The 16,416-nt window shown below is 75.5% G+C and carries 15 protein-coding genes; 6 read left to right on the top strand and 9 right to left on the bottom strand.

Annotation, left to right across the window (positions count from 1 at the left end; genetic code table 11):
• Positions 1 to 701: 701 nt before the first annotated feature.
• On the top strand, positions 702 to 1,946 hold the full coding sequence (locus AB0953_RS17600) for a serine hydrolase domain-containing protein (protein WP_366860373.1): 1,245 nt from the start codon (positions 702 to 704) through the stop codon (positions 1,944 to 1,946).
• A gap of 23 nt (positions 1,947 to 1,969) precedes the next feature.
• Here AB0953_RS17600 and AB0953_RS17595 read toward each other — a convergent pair whose 3' ends face one another.
• From AB0953_RS17595 to AB0953_RS17575, 5 genes are all read right to left on the bottom strand, one after another.
• Complete coding sequence (locus AB0953_RS17595; RefSeq protein WP_366860372.1) at positions 1,970 to 2,920, bottom strand: ABC transporter permease subunit; 951 nt, start codon at positions 2,918 to 2,920, stop codon at positions 1,970 to 1,972.
• The gene (locus AB0953_RS17590) at positions 2,917 to 3,882 is read right to left on the bottom strand and encodes an ABC transporter ATP-binding protein (RefSeq protein ID WP_366860371.1); all 966 of its coding nucleotides are present in this window, start codon (positions 3,880 to 3,882) and stop codon (positions 2,917 to 2,919) included. Before AB0953_RS17590 ends, AB0953_RS17595 begins: the two co-directional genes overlap by 4 nt.
• Positions 3,879 to 4,313, bottom strand: a complete 435-nt coding sequence (locus AB0953_RS17585; RefSeq protein WP_361908532.1) for a GntR family transcriptional regulator — start codon at positions 4,311 to 4,313, stop codon at positions 3,879 to 3,881. The genes AB0953_RS17590 and AB0953_RS17585 overlap by 4 nt, the downstream gene beginning before the upstream one ends.
• Before the next feature lie 114 nt (positions 4,314 to 4,427).
• The gene (locus AB0953_RS17580; RefSeq protein WP_366860370.1) at positions 4,428 to 5,858 is read right to left on the bottom strand and encodes a HAMP domain-containing sensor histidine kinase; all 1,431 of its coding nucleotides are present in this window, start codon (positions 5,856 to 5,858) and stop codon (positions 4,428 to 4,430) included.
• A complete protein-coding gene (locus tag AB0953_RS17575; RefSeq protein WP_366860369.1) occupies positions 5,851 to 6,528 on the bottom strand; it encodes a response regulator transcription factor in 678 nt (225 codons plus the stop codon). The genes AB0953_RS17580 and AB0953_RS17575 overlap by 8 nt, the downstream gene beginning before the upstream one ends.
• Positions 6,529 to 6,662: 134 nt before the next feature.
• Here AB0953_RS17575 and AB0953_RS17570 point away from each other — a divergent pair, with 134 nt between their 5' ends.
• Positions 6,663 to 7,274, top strand: coding sequence for a hypothetical protein (locus tag AB0953_RS17570; protein ID WP_366860368.1), 612 nt, complete (start codon positions 6,663 to 6,665; stop codon positions 7,272 to 7,274).
• Positions 7,275 to 7,311: 37 nt separating this feature from the next.
• On the opposite strand, the gene AB0953_RS17565 is transcribed toward AB0953_RS17570, so the two are convergent.
• Positions 7,312 to 8,013: a GntR family transcriptional regulator gene (locus AB0953_RS17565; protein ID WP_366860367.1), complete on the bottom strand. Its 702-nt coding sequence runs from the start codon at positions 8,011 to 8,013 to the stop codon at positions 7,312 to 7,314.
• Positions 8,014 to 8,081: 68 nt separating this feature from the next.
• On the opposite strand from AB0953_RS17565, the gene AB0953_RS17560 reads away from it, so the two are divergent.
• A complete protein-coding gene (locus AB0953_RS17560) occupies positions 8,082 to 8,882 on the top strand; it encodes an SDR family oxidoreductase (RefSeq protein ID WP_366860366.1) in 801 nt (266 codons plus the stop codon).
• Between the two features lie 181 nt (positions 8,883 to 9,063).
• On the opposite strand, the gene AB0953_RS17555 is transcribed toward AB0953_RS17560, so the two are convergent.
• A complete protein-coding gene (locus tag AB0953_RS17555) occupies positions 9,064 to 9,777 on the bottom strand; it encodes a hemerythrin domain-containing protein (protein WP_366860365.1) in 714 nt (237 codons plus the stop codon).
• 111 nt (positions 9,778 to 9,888) lie between these two features.
• Between AB0953_RS17555 and AB0953_RS17550 the strand changes: the two genes are divergently transcribed.
• Entirely contained in the window at positions 9,889 to 10,638 is a 750-nt protein-coding gene (locus AB0953_RS17550) for an IclR family transcriptional regulator C-terminal domain-containing protein (protein ID WP_366860364.1), read from the top strand.
• An 88-nt stretch (positions 10,639 to 10,726) separates the two neighbouring features.
• Positions 10,727 to 11,053 carry a putative quinol monooxygenase gene (locus AB0953_RS17545; RefSeq protein ID WP_366860363.1) on the top strand — a complete coding sequence of 109 codons (327 nt, stop codon included), beginning with the start codon at positions 10,727 to 10,729 and terminating at the stop codon, positions 11,051 to 11,053.
• A 24-nt stretch (positions 11,054 to 11,077) separates the two neighbouring features.
• On the opposite strand, the gene AB0953_RS17540 is transcribed toward AB0953_RS17545, so the two are convergent.
• On the bottom strand, positions 11,078 to 12,706 hold the full coding sequence (locus AB0953_RS17540; protein ID WP_366860362.1) for an AMP-binding protein: 1,629 nt from the start codon (positions 12,704 to 12,706) through the stop codon (positions 11,078 to 11,080).
• A gap of 34 nt (positions 12,707 to 12,740) precedes the next feature.
• Positions 12,741 to 14,534 (bottom strand): hypothetical protein, encoded by a 1,794-nt coding sequence (locus AB0953_RS17535; protein ID WP_366860361.1) that lies wholly within the window; start codon positions 14,532 to 14,534, stop codon positions 12,741 to 12,743.
• A gap of 287 nt (positions 14,535 to 14,821) precedes the next feature.
• Here AB0953_RS17535 and AB0953_RS17530 point away from each other — a divergent pair, with 287 nt between their 5' ends.
• Positions 14,822 to 16,390, top strand: coding sequence for an alpha/beta hydrolase (locus tag AB0953_RS17530; protein ID WP_366860360.1), 1,569 nt, complete (start codon positions 14,822 to 14,824; stop codon positions 16,388 to 16,390).
• The last annotated feature ends 26 nt before the right edge of the window (positions 16,391 to 16,416 follow it).

The following is a 16,416-nucleotide window of genomic DNA, read 5'->3' as shown; positions in this document are numbered from 1 at the left end:
CGCTCCCTCAATTCTGCCCGGCATCGGCACCGGGGACATTCCGGCGGCGCAGGCCGGTCGGCTCGGGCGCCCGCGCCGGGGCGTTTCGGCAGGTCGGGGACTCTTTCCGGGGCGTCCGGCGCGGGACGCGGGGCGAGGCGAGGGGCGAGGGGGAACGCCCCGTCCGTTGCCCCCGCCGCACGGGCCTGCCGGCCGGGACGGGCCGGAACCGTGCGCAGCGCGGTCCGCGGCGGCGCACCCCTGGGCCCGCCGCCGCTGTGGTGGCGCGCACGGGGGCACGCACGGGCCCGCCGTGTCGGGCCCACCGCCGTGCGGAGGCCTTCCCCAGCCCGCGCCTTCCGACGCCGGGGCTCCGCCCCGGACCGCGTTCGGCGCGAAGGCCGTCGAGGGCGGCCTCACGGGGCGGGGCGCGTCGACACCGTCAACACCGCTCCCGTGAAGGGGTCCCTCTTCCGGACGGGGGCGGACCGCGGACCGCGGCGGGCCGCGTTACTGCCGCCCGGCCGCTGCAATGTGGCTGTCCGTCACACGCGCCTGCGCCCGGGGCGGATACGAGCGGGTGAACGGCGCGGCCTCCCGCACCTTCGGACCCGGCGCGGATGGCCGGGCGGCGGCCCGGCAGGCCGTACGATCCCCCTTCTCCCCCACCCTCTGCGCCCTTCCCCGCAGTTCACCGCAGTCCACCGCAGCCGAGGAGTACCGTGCGCCTGCCCGCCCACCGCCGTCCGACGATCGGCGCCGTCCTGCTGGCCGTGACGGCCGTCCTGGCGCCGGCGGCCACCGCCCACGCCGCCGCCTCATCCCCGTACGCCGCGCCCGCCGCCCCTGCGCCGGCCCCGGCGCCCGATGCCCAGGCGCTCGTCCGGGCGCTGCGCAGCACGACCGCGGCCGGGGCGCCCGGCGCCATGGCCCGCTTCACCGGTCCGGGCGGGGTGCTGGCCCGGACGGTGGGGGTCCGGGACCGGTCCACGGGTGCCCCGATGGATCCGCGGGCCCGCTTCCGGATCGGCAGCGTGACCAAGACGTTCTCCACCGTCGTCCTGCTCCAGCTGGTGGCCGAGGGCCGGCTCGGGCTGGACGACCCGGTGGGGCGCCACCTGCCCGGGCTGCTGCCCGACGACCGGATCACGGTGCGCCATCTGCTGACCCACCGCAGCGGGCTCGCGGACTACACGGAGGCGATGTTCGCCCGTACCGTGCCCGGCTTCGAAGCCGTCCGCACGAGGGTGTTCGCCCCGCGCGAGCTGGTGGACCTCGCGCTGCGCGAGCCGAGGACCGCCGAGCCGGGAGCCGCGTACGGGTACTCGAACACCAACTTCGTGATCGTCGGCATGCTCGTCGAGAAGGTCACCGGGCGTCCGGTCGGCCGGGAGTACGAGGACCGCATCATCCGGCCGCTGAAGCTGCGGGACACCTCGTACGTGCACCCGGACACCGCCGTCCGGGGGCGGCACGTGCGCGGCTACCTCCACCCCGACGAGGCGGGGGCGGCGCTGGTGGACGCGACCGAGCAGACGGCGTCCTGGGCGCAGGCCGCCGGAGCGATGATCTCCAACCCGGCGGACCTGAACACCTTCGTCTCCGCGCTGCTCGCGGGCCGGCTGCTGCCGGACCGACTGATGGACCAGATGCTCGCCATGAGCCCGACCGACACGGCCGGCACCCGGTTCTACGGGCTGGGGCTGCGCCGGTACGACCTGTCGTGCGGGGTGTCGGTGTACGGCCACACGGGCACCGTGCAGGGCTACTACACGTACGCCTTCGCCACGCGGGACGGCCGGCGCTCGCTGGCCGCGATGGCCAACACCTCGAACCGGGGGGAGGCGAACACCGCCCTGGGCGGCACGCTGGAGGCGGCGTTCTGCGGGGCACGGGCCGCGGCCGCCCCGGCGGCCGGGCGCGGCTTCGCGGTCCGGGCGGAGCCGGACCTGCCGGAGCGCGGCTGAGGCCGGCCGCGCCCCGGCCGGTGTCAGACGAGGCTGCGGCGGCGGTGCAGCAGGACCGCCGTCAGGGCGACCAGCGCTGCGGCGAGGCCGAGGTACACGACGGTGTCCACCGCCTGGAAGGTCCAGAAGTCGGAGCTCGGGTAGACCTTGTGGACCCGGCCGACATAGCCGTGCCCGGCCATGCAGGCGCGCAGTTCCTCACCGGAGACGGTGCAGTTCTCCAGCGGGTGCTGGACCCCGTCCGGGGTCAGGTAGCGGTAGCCGGCGGACCAGGCGCTGCCGAGGAGCTGTTTGGGCGTCATCCCGGGGGTGATCCGGTCGGTGGGGGCGACGAAGTCGCGCCGGAAGAGGGTCAGGAAGGCCGTGACGCCGAGGACGGCGACGGCGGTCAGGCCCATGGCCGGGAGGGTCCGGCGGACGAGCAGTCCGATCGCGGTTCCGGCGGACAGGGCGAAGAGGGAGCAGGCGACGGCGGCGGGCCCTGACCCGTTGAGGATGTACGGGTCGTGCCAGTAGACACCGTTCTGCATGTTGGAGATGGGCTCCCACCACCAGGCGAGGAGGGCGGCGAGGGCCGCGGAGACGACGGCGGCGCAGAGGGCGGCGAGGCCGAAGCGGGCGGCGAACCAGCTGCGGGCGCCGACTCCCTGGGTCAGGGCGACCTTGACGGTGCCCCGTTCCACTTCGCGGCCGATCAGCGGGGCGCCCCAGAACATGCCGATGACGGCGGGCAGCAGCACGGCGACGGTGCCGAGGGCCCGGATGCCCGGGGTGTGCTCGAAGACGGCCACCTCGGTGGAGGTGCGGCAGACGCCGTTCCAGCCCTTGCAGGAGGAGAGGTCGTAGCCGCCGACCGCCGCCATGAGGTCGGCGCGTTCCAGGACGACCCAGACCGCGCAGCCTGCGACGAGCAGGAGGCCGGCGAGGATCAGCAGGCGCTGCTGGCGCCAGGCGAGCCAGAGGGTCCCGGTCATGCGGCGGCTCCCGTCTGCGCGGCGGCCGGGGCCGGGGCCGCGGCCGTCGGCGGCGGGCCGGTGCGGGGTGTGGAGCGCAGGTGGGCCAGGAGGAGCTCCTCGAGCGAGGGGGTGGCGGTGATCCAGCGCGCGTCGGCGCCGGCCGGGAGGGCGGAGCCGGGTGCGTTGCGCACGACGGCAGTCAGCTGGCGGCCGGTGGTGGTGGCGTGGACGACCGCGGAGCGGTCGGCGCCCGCGGGCAGGCCGTCGGGAGTCTGCGGGTCGGCGCGGCCCGTGAGGCGGGTGTAGGCCTCCTGGAGGTCCTGGGTGTCGCCGGCGAGGCGGATGCGGCCGTCCTGGAGGAGCAGGACGTGGTCGCAGGCGTTCTCCAGCTCGGGCAGCACGTGCGAGGAGATCACGACGGTGATCCCGCGGTCGGCGGCCTCGGCCATGAGCAGGCCCATCACCTCGTGGCGGACCACCGGGTCGAGGTCGGCGAGCGGCTCGTCGAGCAGGAGGAGGTCGGCCTGCCTGCCGAGGGCCAGGGCCAGGGCGACGCGGGTGCGCTTGCCCCCGGAGAGGGTGCCGACGCGGGCGGTGAGGGGGATGTCGCCGTCCCGGACGAGGCGTTCGGCCCGGGCCTGGTCCCAGCGGCGGCCGCCGAGCCTGCGGCCCACGGCGAGGGTGTCGGCGACGGTGAACGTCGGGTAGAGCGGCCGGTCCTGGGCGAGGAAGGCCGTACGGTCGCGGGCCTGGCGGCTGCCGGGGGCGGCGCCGAAGACCCGTATCTCGCCGCCGGTGGGCCGCAGCAGGCCGGTCATCAGGTGGAGCAGGGTGCTCTTGCCGGCCCCGTTGGGGCCGACGAGTGCGGCGATGCGGCCCTGCGGCAGCTCGAACGTGCAGCCGCTCAGGGCCTTCTTCCCCCGGTAGGCGTATGCGGTCGCCGTTGCCCGGAGCGCCGGGACGGCGGTCGGGTCGTTCACGTGGTGTCCTCTCGTGACGGTGCGTCCGCGCCTGGTCGGGGCGCGGGCGCGGGGGCCGTCGTCTCGGCGAGTGCCGCCTCGACGAGGGCGAGGATGTCGGCGCGCCCCAGTCCTGCCGCCTGGGCCCTCGCCGTCCAGGCGAGGAGCTCGGCGCGCAGGGGCGAGTCGGCCGCGGCTTCGGGGCGCGAGAGGGAGCGGGTGACGAACGTGCCCCGTCCGGGGCGCGGTTCGACGAGTCCCTCGCGCTCCAGCTCGCGGTAGGCCTTCAGCACGGTGTTGGGGTTGATCGCGGTCGCCTCGACGACGGCCCGGGCCGTGGGCAGCCGGTCCCCCGGTTCCAGCACGCCCAGCCTGAGCGCCTGTTTGACCTGGTTGACGAGCTGCAGGTACGTGGCGACGCCGCTGTGCCGGTCCACCTGAAACTCGATCATCGCCGCCACCCCTGCACCATTCCACTAATGTGTTAGTGGAATGGTGCAGCGAGGGATGAGGGTACGTCAAATCGAGACGGGGCACGCGCGGAAGACGGCGGGCCGGTTGCCGGCTCAGGCGTCCAGCGGGAGCCGGGCCACCAGGCGGGCGCCCTTCGGGGAGTCCGCGACGGCGAGGGTGCCGCCGAGGCGCGTGGCGATGTCGCGGGCTATGGCGAGTCCCAGGCCGGTGCCGCCCTCGTCGCGGCTGCGGGCGTCGTCGAGGCGGGTGAAGCGCTCGAAGACGCGCTCGCGGTCCGCCGGGGCGATGCCGGGGCCGTCGTCCCGGACCTCCAGGACGGCGGCGCCCCGCACGGCGTCGGCGCGCAGCGAGAGCCGCACGCGCGTCACGGCGTGCCGCTGCGCGTTGTCCAGGAGGTTGGTGACCAGGCGGGAGAGCCAGAGGGTGCTGCCGCGCACGGTGGCCTCGTCGGCCATCTCCAGCTCCACGGGGATCCGGTCGCCCCCCCGGGCCCGGGCGGCCCCGCGGGCGACGGCCGCGAGGTCGACCGCCTCGGCGGGCGCCGGCTCCGAGGTGTCCAGACGAGCCAGCAGGAGCAGGTCGGAGGCGAGGTCCTGGAGCCGGACGGTGTCCTCCAGGGCGCCGCCCACCAGCTCGCCCCACAGGGCCGGATCGGGGTGGGCCCGGGCGACCTCCAGCTGGGTGCGCAGCACGGTGATCGGGCTGCGCAGCTCGTGCGAGGCGTCGGCGATGAACCGGCGCTGGCGGATCCCGGCCGCCTCCAGCCGGTCCAGGGTGGCGTTCATCGTGGCGGCGAGCCGGGCGATCTCGTCCTGGCTGCGCGGGACGGGCACGCGGCGGTGCAGGTCGCGCTCGCTGATCTCGGCGACCTCGTCGCGGATCGCCTCGACGGGGCGCAGCGCCCAGCCGGTGACCCGCCAGGTGACGAAGCCGACCGTGAGGACGAGCAGCGGTACGACGACGGCCAGCGCGGCGGTGATGGTCTCGTCCGCGGTGTCGGCCTGCCGCAGCGAGGTGCCCGCGTACACGGTGACCAGCCCCTGCCCGGTGACGGTGGTGACCTGGACGACGCGGTGGCGGTGCCCGCCGCGGGCGGCACCGCCCTTCCAGGTGCCGCGGACGGTACCGGGCTTGCCCGGGCGGCTCGGGGTGAGGGCGGGCCGCCCGAGGAGGTCGGGGCTGGCCGCCAGGACGCGGCCGTGGGCGTCGACGACCTGGAGGAAGTCGGCTCCGCGCCCCGGGGCCAGGACGGGTTCGAGCCGGCCCGAGGCGGCCAGGGCGGCGGTCGCGAGGGCCTGCTGTTCGGCGTCGGCCTGGGCGCCGCGCACCAGGTTGCCGTCGAGCACGCCGAGCAGGGCGAAGGAGGCCGCGCCGAGCGCGAGGGCGACCACGGTCGTGGCGCCGAGGGTGGCCCGGGCGCGCACCGACCGGGGGCGCAGCCGGCGGGCCGTCCGCAGGGCCCGGGCCGCGAGGCGGCGGAGGGCGGCGACGGGGCGCCGTCGGCGGTCGCGGGAGTCAGCCACCGTCGGCAGCCAGCCGGTAGCCCGCTCCGCGGACGGTCTCCACCGCGGAGCGCCCGAACGGCGTGTCGATCTTCCGGCGCAGTGCGCTGACGTGCACCTCGACCACGTTGAGGTCGCCCTCGTAGGCCGAGTCCCAGACGTTCTCCAGGATGTCGCGCTTCGGTACGACCTCTCCGGCGCGCCGGGCCAGGTATTCCAGCACCGCGAACTCGCGGGAGGTGAGCCGGGCCTCGGCGCCGCCGCGGGTGACCAGCTGCCGGGCCGGGTCGATCACCAGGTCACCGAACTCCAGGACCTGCGGGCTGCGCCGGCCGGTGCGCCGGATCAGGGCGCGCAGCCGGGCGACCAGGACCACGTACGAGAACGGCTTGGACAGGAAGTCGTCGGCGCCGGTGTCGAGCGCCTCGGCCTCGTCGTACTCGCCGTCCTTGGCGGTGAGCATCAGGATCCCCGACTCGCAGCCGCTCGCACGCAGCCGGGCGCAGACCCGGTAGCCGTTGAGGCCGGGCAGCATGATGTCGAGGACGATGGCGTCGTAGTCGTGCTCGGCGGCCAGCCACAGGCCCTGCAGGCCGTCGTGGGCGACGTCCACCGAGAAGCCCTCGGCCTGCAGCCCCCGCTGCAGGGCTGCGGCGAGCCGCTTCTCGTCCTCCACCACCAGTACGCGCATGGGCACAAGGTTCTCAGGTCGCCGGGCCGGGTTGCTGAAGAGCTCTTCAGCCGCCTTCAGCGGGGCTTCAGCTTCCGGCGGGCAGGATCGCGCGGGCCGGGCACGCCGTCCGCCAGAACGCGAGGAGGAGTCACATGACCCAGTCCAGTCCCCAGCCCCCGGAGTCCGCGACGGACGCGGAGGAGACGAAGCCGGCCGCCGCGGCGGGCCAGGGCCGTGCGCGCCTGGTGCGGCTGGTCCGCGAGGGCCGGGCCCGCTGGGTGGCGCTCGGGCTGGTCGTCGCCGTGGGAGGCGGGGCCGCCGCGGTGGCGGTGGCCGAGCACCACCACGGCGAGCGCGGGCACGCCCGCTTCGCGGCCGAGGGCCGCGAGCACGGCCACGGCGGGAAGCAGGCGGGCGGCCCGTTCGCGGGCAAGCGGCACAAGAGCGGCGAGCCGGCCGTCGTCGACGGCAAGCGCGGCTGGCCGGCGCCGGCCGCACCGGGGCAGCGGGCGGGCGGCGGCCTGAAGGCGCCCGCCCCGCTGCCGTCCCTGCCGGCGGCCCAGGCCCTGGAGAAGGCGGCCGCGGCCGTGGAGGGCGGCAAGGTCGAGGCGCTGCGGTCGGTACCCCAGGAGGGCGGCAAGAGCGGCTGGCTGGCCGTGGTCATCGGGCCCGACGGGGTGCGGCACGCGGTCACGCTGTCCGGTGAGGACGGCACGGTCACCTCCAACTCCGTGGCCGGCAGGGGGCTGCACGGCGCCCGCTGAGGCGGGCGGGCGGCCGGGCGGCCGGGTGGGCGGGCCTTCAGGCCTCCCGCCCGGCCGCCTCGGCGAGCTGCCGGCACAGCACCCGGCAGGCCGACAGCACGTGCTCCTCGGCGGCCTCCCGGGCCGCCCGGCCGTCGCCGGCGCGCAGGAGCCGGACGAGCTCGCGGTGCTCGGCGACCACGGCCGCACGGTAGTCGTCGTGGCCGAGGCGGACGCGCGTGAGCTGGTAGAGGTGGACCTGCGAGCGGATGCCCGTCCAGCCGTCGTAGAGGCGGCGGTTGCCGGAGAGCCGGTGGATCCGGTCGTGGAAGTCCAGGTCGAGGGCGAGGAGCCGGGGGCCGTCCGCGCCCCGGGCGAGCTCCGCCGCCATCTCGTCGACCCGGGAGTCGAGTTCGGCGGTGTCCTCCGCCCCCGCCCGCTCGGCGGCGAGGCGCGCGGCGAGGCCTTCCAGGGCGGCCCGTACCGCGTACAGCTCCTCCGCCTCGGGGGCGGTGACCTCGATGACCTTCGTGCCGCGGTGCCAGGCGCTGCGGGTGAGCCCCTCGCGGGCGAGGACGGCCAGGCCCTCGCGCACCGAGCCCCGGCTGATGTCGAGCGACCCGGCGAGTTCGACCTCGCGGAGCGGGGCGCCGGGCGGGAAGTGGCCGGCGAGGATCGCCTCGCGGATCCGGTCGGCGGCCTCCGCGGCCAGACCGCGGCGGCGGGCGCGGCCCATGCCGGCGCCCGAGGGAGTCTCCATATGTCGAATGTTGACATTGGTCCCCCGGGCCGGTCAAAGTCGGGGCAGCAAGCGATGAGGAGACCGCGATGAGCAGCCGACCCGACGACGTCGGACCCCCGCCGATGCGACCGGGGGCGGGCCGGGGCGTCCTGGTGACCGGTGCGTCCCGGGGCATCGGGCGGGCCGTCGCCGCGGCCTTCGCGCGGCGCGGGGACCGGGTGGCCGTGCACTGCTCGACCCGCCGCGGCGATGCGCGGGAGACCCTTGCGGGGCTGGAGGGCGCCGGGCACATGCTCGTCGAGGGCGACCTCACCGATCCGGTGCGCGTCGAGGCCCTGGTCGACGAGGCGGCCGAGGCGCTGGGCGGGGTGGACGTGCTGGTGAACAACGCCGCGGTGATGGTCCGCCACCCGCTGCCCACCACCTCGTACGCCGCGTGGCAGGAGGCCTGGCAGCGCACGGCGGCGGTGAACCTCTTCGGCGCGGTCAACATCAGCTACTGCGCCGCCCGGCGGATGATCGCCGAGGGCCGTGCGGGCCGCATCGTGAACGTGGGGTCGCGCGGCGCGTTCCGCGGTGAGCCCGACCATCCCGCGTACGGGGCCACCAAGGCGGCGCTGCACGCGTTCGGCCAGTCCCTGGCCGTGTCGCTCGCGCCGCACGGGATCGCGGTGGCCTCGGTGGCACCGGGCTTCGTCGCGACCGAGCGGGTCGCGGACCGGCTCGCCTCCGCCGAGGGTGCGGCGATCACCGCGCAGAGCCCGTTCGGGCGGGTCGCCGAGCCGGAGGAGATCGCCTCGGCCGTCCTGTACCTCGCCTCCCCCGAGGCCGCGTGGTCCTCGGGCACGGTCCTGGACGTCAACGGCGCCTCTTACCTCCGCACCTGACCCGCCGACGTTCGGTGCCCGGCGGAGCCGGGTTCCTCGGGGCGCCACCCCGAACCCCGCGCCTCAAACGCCGGCGGGGCTGGAATGGCCGGACCCCCGGCTCAGGTGTCGGCGGGAGCCGGCCGGGCTCCTGGGGCGCCGCCCCACACCTCGCGCCTCGAACGCCGGCGCGGCTGCATGGTCAGGCGGTGGGGAAGACCGTTGAGGCGTCTGCCGCGTAGGCGCGCAGCAGCGGCTGGATTCCGCCCACCGGGTCGTCTGCCGGGCAGGGCGGCAGCAGGCGCCGCAGTTCCGTGGGGGTGGCGTGGCTCAGCAGCCAGCCGCGGGCCCATGCCGGATCCGCCGCCCGGTCGGCGCTGCGGATGCCGGCCTCGGCGGCGGCGTACGCGGCGCCCGGAACCTGCCCGGTGATGACCGGGAACAGGTGCTCCTCCTCGGCCTCGATGTGGTCGACCAGGAGGTCCCGCTGCCGGGCGAGGGCGTCGGCCAGCGGCCGGGCGTGCCGCCCGGGTTCGGCGGCGAAGCGGTCCGCCGTCCGGTCGCAGTCGGCCTGGAGGGCGTCGAGCGCCTCGTGGTCGTCGACGAAGCGCACGATGCCGGCGACGGCCTCCGCCGGGTCGGCCACCGCGTCCAGGACCACCGGCCACAGGACCTCGTCCTCCCCGCGGTGGTGGCCGCGTACGACCTCGTTGTAGCGGTGGACGTACGCGGCGATGGCGGCGGCCCGCGCGGGCGACACCTCCTCGGCGGCCGTGGCGAGGCCGTCGAGCAGCCGGGCGAGGCGGTCGGCGTCGGTCAGGATCGCCCGGTGCGCCAGCCGGATCCCGGTCAGGTCGGGAACCGCCGGAAAGCCGTGGTGGTGCCGGGCCGGCGGGGTGTCGTGTTCGCTGTCCATGGCACGACTGTGCGGGGTCGGGGTCGGCGTCCGGTCAACGTTCGATGAACGCCGCCCGCGGCCGTAGGCTCGTACCTCCGCCCCGCCCCTCTCCTGATCCCGGGAACCACGATGCCGTACACCGGTCCGCAGTCCGTCGACCGCGCACTGGAGATCCTCGACGCCGTCGCCGACGCGGGCGCTCCGGTCACCGCCAAGGCGCTGGCGCGCCGGCTGGAGTGCTCGCTGTCCACCGCGTACCACCTGCTGGCCCCGCTGACCGAGCGCGGCTACCTCGTGCGCACCGCGCAGGGCTACGCGCTCGGGCCCAGGATCCCCGGGCTGCAGCGGAGCCTGATGCAGCACCTGGAGCCCGTGCCGCGCATGGCGGACCTGCTGGCCCGGCTGCGCCGGACGACCGGGGCCGAGGCGTACTACACCGCCTACCGCGGCGGGCTGATCACGGTGGTCGACACGACGGCCCCGGTCACCGACACCGGCAACCCGTTCGCCCCCGGCCGGGAGACCCGGGCCCATGCCACCGCGCACGGCAAGGCGCTGCTGGCCGAGCTGCCCCGGCCGGTGCTGCGCCGGTACCTGGCCGCGCACGGGATGCCCCGGCTGACGGGCGCCACCATCACCTGCGCGGAGCTGCTGGAGGCGGAGCTGTCCCGGGTGCGCGGGCAGGGCTTCGCGCTGTCGGTCGGCGAGGCCGATCCCGCGTACAGCTGCCTGGCGGTGGCGCTGCCGCCCGGGCCCGGGCGGGGCGGTGACGGCGGGGCCGTGCACGCCCTGTCGGTGTCGCTGCCGACCGTGGAGTTCCGGCGGCGCCCGCAGGAGATCCGGGCGGCGCTGGCGCAGGCGGCCGCGGGCTGCGGGTGATCCGTTCGCGGGACCGGTTTTCCGATGCTGCCGGAAAACCGGGCGGCGCGGCGTGCAGCGGGCCCGGCCGCCTGACAGGGTGGTCCGCATGATCTTCATCGCCGTCAGGTTCGACGTCCGCCCCGAGTTCAGCGACAACTGGCTCACGCTCGTCGACGACTTCACCCGTGCCACCCGCAACGAGCCGGGCAACCTCTTCTACGACTGGTCGCGCAGCGTCGACGACCCGAACAAGTACACGCTCCTGGAGGCCTTCGTCGACGCCGAGGCGGGCGCCGCGCACGTCGCCTCGGACCATTTCAAGGCCGGGATGGAGACGCTGGCCGGCGCCATCGCCACCACCCCGGAGATCATCCACGTGGAGGTCCCGGGCCAGGGCTGGAGCGCCATGGCCGAGCTCTCCCCGCGCGGCTGACCCGCCGTCCGGCCGGCGCAGCCGTCAGGCGGGGAGGTCCAGCAGGCGGGTGGCCATCTCGCGCATCTCGACCTTGCGGACCTTCCCGGTGACGGTCATGGGGAACTCCTCCACGACGTGGACGTAGCGCGGGATCTTGAAGTGGGCCAGCCGTCCGTCGCAGTAGGCGCGGACGGCTTCGGCCGTCAGCGGCTCGGCGCCCTCCCGCATCCGCACCCACGCCATCAACTCCTCGCCGTACTTGGCGTCGGGCACGCCGATGACCTGGACGTCCAGGACGTCGGGGTGGGCGTGGAGGAACTCCTCCACCTCCCGCGGGTACACGTTCTCACCGCCGCGGATCACCATGTCCTTGATGCGGCCGGTGATGCTCAGGTAGCCGTCGTCGTCCATGACCGCGAGGTCCCCGGTGTGCATCCAGCGCGCCGCGTCCACGGCCTCGGCGGTGCGCTCCGGCTCGGCCCAGTAGCCGAGCATCACCGAGTAGCCGCGGGTGCACAGCTCCCCCGGCTCGCCGCGCGGGACGGTCCGGCCGGTCTGCGGGTCGACGACCTTGACCTCCAGGTGCGGTCCGACGCGGCCGACGGTGGAGACGCGCCGCTCGACGGAGTCGTCGGCGCGGGTCTGCGTGGAGACCGGCGAGGTCTCCGTCATGCCGTAGCAGATGGAGACCTCGGTCATGCCCATCCGCTCGATGACCTCCTTCATCACCTCCACCGGGCACGGCGAGCCGGCCATGATGCCGGTCCGCAGGCTGGACAGGTCGTACGAGGCGAAGCCGGGCTCGGCGAGTTCGGCGATGAACATGGTGGGGACCCCGTACAGCGAGGTGCAGGCCTCCGCCTCGACGGCGGCGAGGGTGGCCGCCGGGTCGAAGGCGGGCGCGGGGATGACCATCGCCGCGCCGTGGCTGGTACAGGCGAGGTTCCCCATGACCATGCCGAAGCAGTGGTAGAAGGGCACCGGGATGCAGACCCGGTCCTGCTCGGTGTAGTGGCACAACTCGCCCACGAAGAAGCCGTTGTTGAGGATGTTGTGGTGCGAGAGGGTCGCGCCCTTGGGGAAGCCGGTGGTCCCCGAGGTGTACTGGATGTTGACGGGGTCGTCGGGGCTCAGCCCGGCGGCCGCCTGCTCCAGGTCGGCCCGGTCGCCGCTGCGGCCCCGCTCCAGCAGGGAGGTCCAGGCGGGCCCGTCGAGCAGGACCGTGAACTCCAGGTCCGGGCACCGCGGCCGCACCTCCTCGATCATGGCCGCGTAGTCGGAGGTCTTGAAGCGGTCCGCCGCGACCAGCAGCCGGATCCCGGACTGCCGCAGCACGTACTCCAGCTCGTGGGGCCGGTAGGCGGGGTTCACCGTGACCAGGACGGCCCCGATCCGCGCGCTGGCGTACTGCACCAGCGTCCACTCGGCCCGGTTGGGGGACCAGATGCCGACCCGGTCCCCGCGCACGATGCCGAGGTCCAGCAGGCCGAGCGCCAGGGCGTCGACGTCGGCCGCGAACTGCGCGTACGTCCACCGTCGCCCCGTGGCCACCTCCACCAGCGCGTCGCGGTCGGGGAAGCGGCGCACGGTGCGGTCCAGGTTCTCCCCGATGGTGTCGCCCAGCAGCGGGACTTCGCAGGCCCCGGACGCATAGCTCGACGCGGCAGACACACGTACCTCCTGGATCGGTGGCGGACCTGCGTCCTCAGCGCAGGCAGCCGATGATCCGGATGGGGATCTCGGCGCTGCCGGTGAGTCCGGAGGCCGGGTCAGTGGCGGTGAATAGTAGCGGGTAGGTGCCGTCGGGCAGCAGGGGTACGAGGAAGCGGCCGGACGCTCCGGAACCCACCGCCACCGGCCCGTTCGGCCCCTCGATCCGCCAGGCGGTGTACCGGGGACCGGTCAGCGGGCGGTCGCCCGGCCGGGTGCGGGCGCTGCCGGTGAACGTCTCCTCGCAGCCGCGCCGCAGGGTGGCCCCCTGCTGCGGCTGGGAGACGGACACCTGCGGCGGCTGGGGTTGCGGGGACGGCGAGTTGTTCCCGGGCGGCGGGGACGACTGGCCGGGGCCCGGGGTCCCCGGGGTGCGGGGAGTGACCGAAGCGCCGGGTGGGGCGGAGGGGTCGGCCGAGGCGGAGGGGCCGGGCGAGGCGGAGGGGTCGGGCGAGGCGGAGGGGCCGGCGTCAGGCGATCCGGACGGGCCCGCCCCGGGGGAGGCCGCGGAGTCCGAGGGGCCCGCCGGCGTGCCTACGGGCGGGACCCCGGGGTGCAGGGGCGCCATGGAGGTCTTCGACGGCGACGTCGGCTCGGCGTCGAAGCTCGCGCAGACCGCGGTGGCGATCAGCGGCTGCTGCGCGGGCATCGTGGCGCCGCGCAGTTCCTGATCGTCGAGGCCGTGCCCGTGGTTGTCGAAGTAGGCGTTGCCGGTGGCGGTTTCGCGGTCGCTCTTCTCCAGCCAGGCCGAATTGCGGTACAGCTCGCCGGACTTCTGCTGGTTGACGCCGGTGACGTGCCACGCCTTCACGGCGGTACCGGCCGGCTCGCCCCGGGCGGGCGCGTCCGCGGCCGCGTACAGGAAGCCGTCGCCGAAGAAGCGCTGCGGGGCCTCGGCGCCGTCCGATTCGTTGGGCGCGGGGAAGGCGAAGCCGCCGCCCACCACGAGCGTACCCTTCGGGCAGCGGGCGACGGCCTCCGCGCGGCCGCCCGCGGCCACCGCCACCCGTGCGGTCGCCGTGGCCGACGACTTCACCCTCACGCAGACCGGCCGGGCGCCGACCGCGAAGTTCGCCTGGGGCGGCTGCGGGTCCAGGATCCGGGTCTCGCGGATCACGTCCTCCGACAAGGGGAGTTCGAAGGGGCGGTCGCTCAGCACCGTGCCCGGGTTGACCCTCACCCGCCATTGGGTCGGGGTGGCGCCGGGTGCCGCGGCCCGGGGTGCGAGCTCCTCCAGCGGCACCGGGGCCGCCGATTGACCCGTCAGGGTCCGGCCGGCCAGGAACTCGGTGGCGACGGGCGTGTAGCCGCCCGCGCAGTGCGGCTCGGCGGTGGGGTGGCGGGCCGCGTACGCGTACGGCCCCTCGGTGGTCAGGTCGTGGATGTGGATCCCGCGGCCCATGCTGGTCACCTTGTTGTCCCGGTCGCGGAACGCGGGCGCCTGCCAGGTGAAGTCCAGTCCGGACTGGCGCTCCACCCGCGCGTTGATGCACAGGGCGTAGACGGTGAGGGTGGCCGCCGCGCCCCCGGGGTTGACCGCGACCGCCCGCCAGTGGTCGCCGAGGAAGTAGCTGCTGGTGGCGAAGCCCGCGCCGTCGACGGCGTACCCGCCGCCGATCGGGGTCTCGTGTGCCCGGCAGCCGACGAGCGTGCTCTGCTCGCTGCCGGGTGCGACGGCGACGGACTGGCTGCGCTGTACGACGGTGAGCCGCGGCCCGGTGTCGTTCGCCGCCCACCACACGCCGGCGCCCACGGCCCCGGTCACCGCCAGGGTGCCGGCCGCTGCCACGGCCGCCGTCCTGGTGCCGGCCGCACCGCCCAGTCTCGCGAAGAACCCCGAGCCCATCGCCCCTGCCCCCCTCTCGCCGCGCTCCGTGCGGCGTGGGCAATGTAGCGCCGGTCGGGAAACAGCCACAGGGGCCTGAAGTATCGGTTCTTCCAAGCCTTCACCATGAGTGGGCGCAGGCGGGGGTGGCACTGGTGCCACCCCCGGAACGGATGGCAGTGCCATCGAACACGGGCGGGCCGCCGGGCGAGGATCGAGGCGACCGACCGGCCCCGAGGGGGAGACACACCATGCACCTGTTCACCAAGCCCGCCCGCTGGCTCGCGGCCGCGGCCTGCGGACTGCTCGCCGCGGCGGCCCTGCCCGCGGGGGCCGCGGGCGCGGCCCCGGCCGGAGCCGGCACGGGAAGCGCCTTCGGCGCCGGCTCCGCTCCCGCCGTCCCGGCGCGCTACCTCCGGCAGACGCTCGACTGGCAGCCCTGCGCCTCGGCTCCGCTGGAGTGCGCGTCGATGACGGTGCCGCGGGACTGGTACCACCCCGACGCCGGCCCCTCCCTGACCATCGCCGTCTCCCGCCTGCGCGCACCGGATCCGGCCGCGCGCAAGGGCGTGCTGATGATGGCGGCGGGCGGCCCCGGCGCCTCGGGGCTGCCGCGCCCGGCCCGGCTGGCCTCGTACAGCCCGAAGCTCGCGGCCGCGTACGACATCATCGGCTTCGACCAGCGGGGCGTCGGCGCGAGCACGAAGGTGGTCTGCTCCGACCAGGAGACCGTCGACGCGTTGTTCGGCAGCGGCGACCTGCGCGACCGCTCCCCCGAGGCGGTCCGGCGAACGGTGGACCGGGCCCGCGGCTTCGTACGGGACTGCCGGCGCAACTCGGGCGACCTGCTGCCGTACGTCACCACCGACCAGGCGGTCCACGACATGGACCTGTACCGGCAGCTGCTGGGCGTGCGGAAGGTCTCCTACTACGGGCCGTCGTACGCCGGCTTCCTCGGGGCGTACTACGCCACCGAGTTCCCGCGCAGCGTCGAACGGGTGGTGCTCGACAGCAGCGTCGACTTCTCCGGGAGCTGGGAGTCGTTCATGACGGGCCAGCCGCTGAGCTTCCAGCGCCGCTTCGAGCAGGACTTCCTGCCGTGGCTCGCACGCAACGACGCCTCCTACCACCAGGGGCGCACGCCCGAGGAGGTCCGCGCCGGGTACGAGCGGCTGCGGGCGGCCCTGAGCGGGCACCCCCTCGACGTGGAGGGGACGGTCATCACCGCGAACCACCTGGACGCGGCGACGAGCGACGCGATGTACAACGAGGAGAAGTTCGCGGCCCTGGCCCGGCTGCTCGGCATCCTCCAGGACCCCGAGCGGGCACCGGAGCCGGCGCGCAAGGCCGTCGCCGAGCAGCTGAGGCACCCGCTGGACGCCGGATTCGCCGCCGACTTCTTCACCGTCACCTGCGGCGACACCGCCTGGAGCCGCGACATGCGCTCCTGGGTGCGCCACAGCGAGGAGTCCACCCGGACGCATCCGCTGGTCGGGGCGCGCGAGCTGACGTTCGCGTCCGTCTGCGCGAACTGGCCGCGGATGCGGACGCCGCAGGTGAAGGTCACCGGGGAGGGGCTGCCGCCGGTGCTGATGCTCGGCTCGCGCCGGGACCCCGCCACGCACCAGGAGGGCGTGCTGCGCGCCCACGGGTCGCTGGCCGGTTCGCGGCTGGTCACGGTCGAGGGCGGCGACCACGGCCAGTTCCAGAACCGCAACGCCTGCGTCGACGCCCACGTCGAGGCGTACCTGCTGGACGGCACCCTGCCCGCCGGGGACACCACGTGCCCGGCGCCGGTCCGGGCGGCGGGCACGGACTGACCGGCCGGGGCCGGCGGGCCGGGTCG

It is taken from the genome of Streptomyces sp. NPDC046866 (genome assembly GCF_040704625.1).
Taxonomy (GTDB): domain Bacteria; phylum Actinomycetota; class Actinomycetes; order Streptomycetales; family Streptomycetaceae; genus Streptomyces.
The sequence above is the reverse complement of the archived record's forward strand: the minus strand, read 5'-3'. Positions and strand labels throughout refer to the sequence as shown.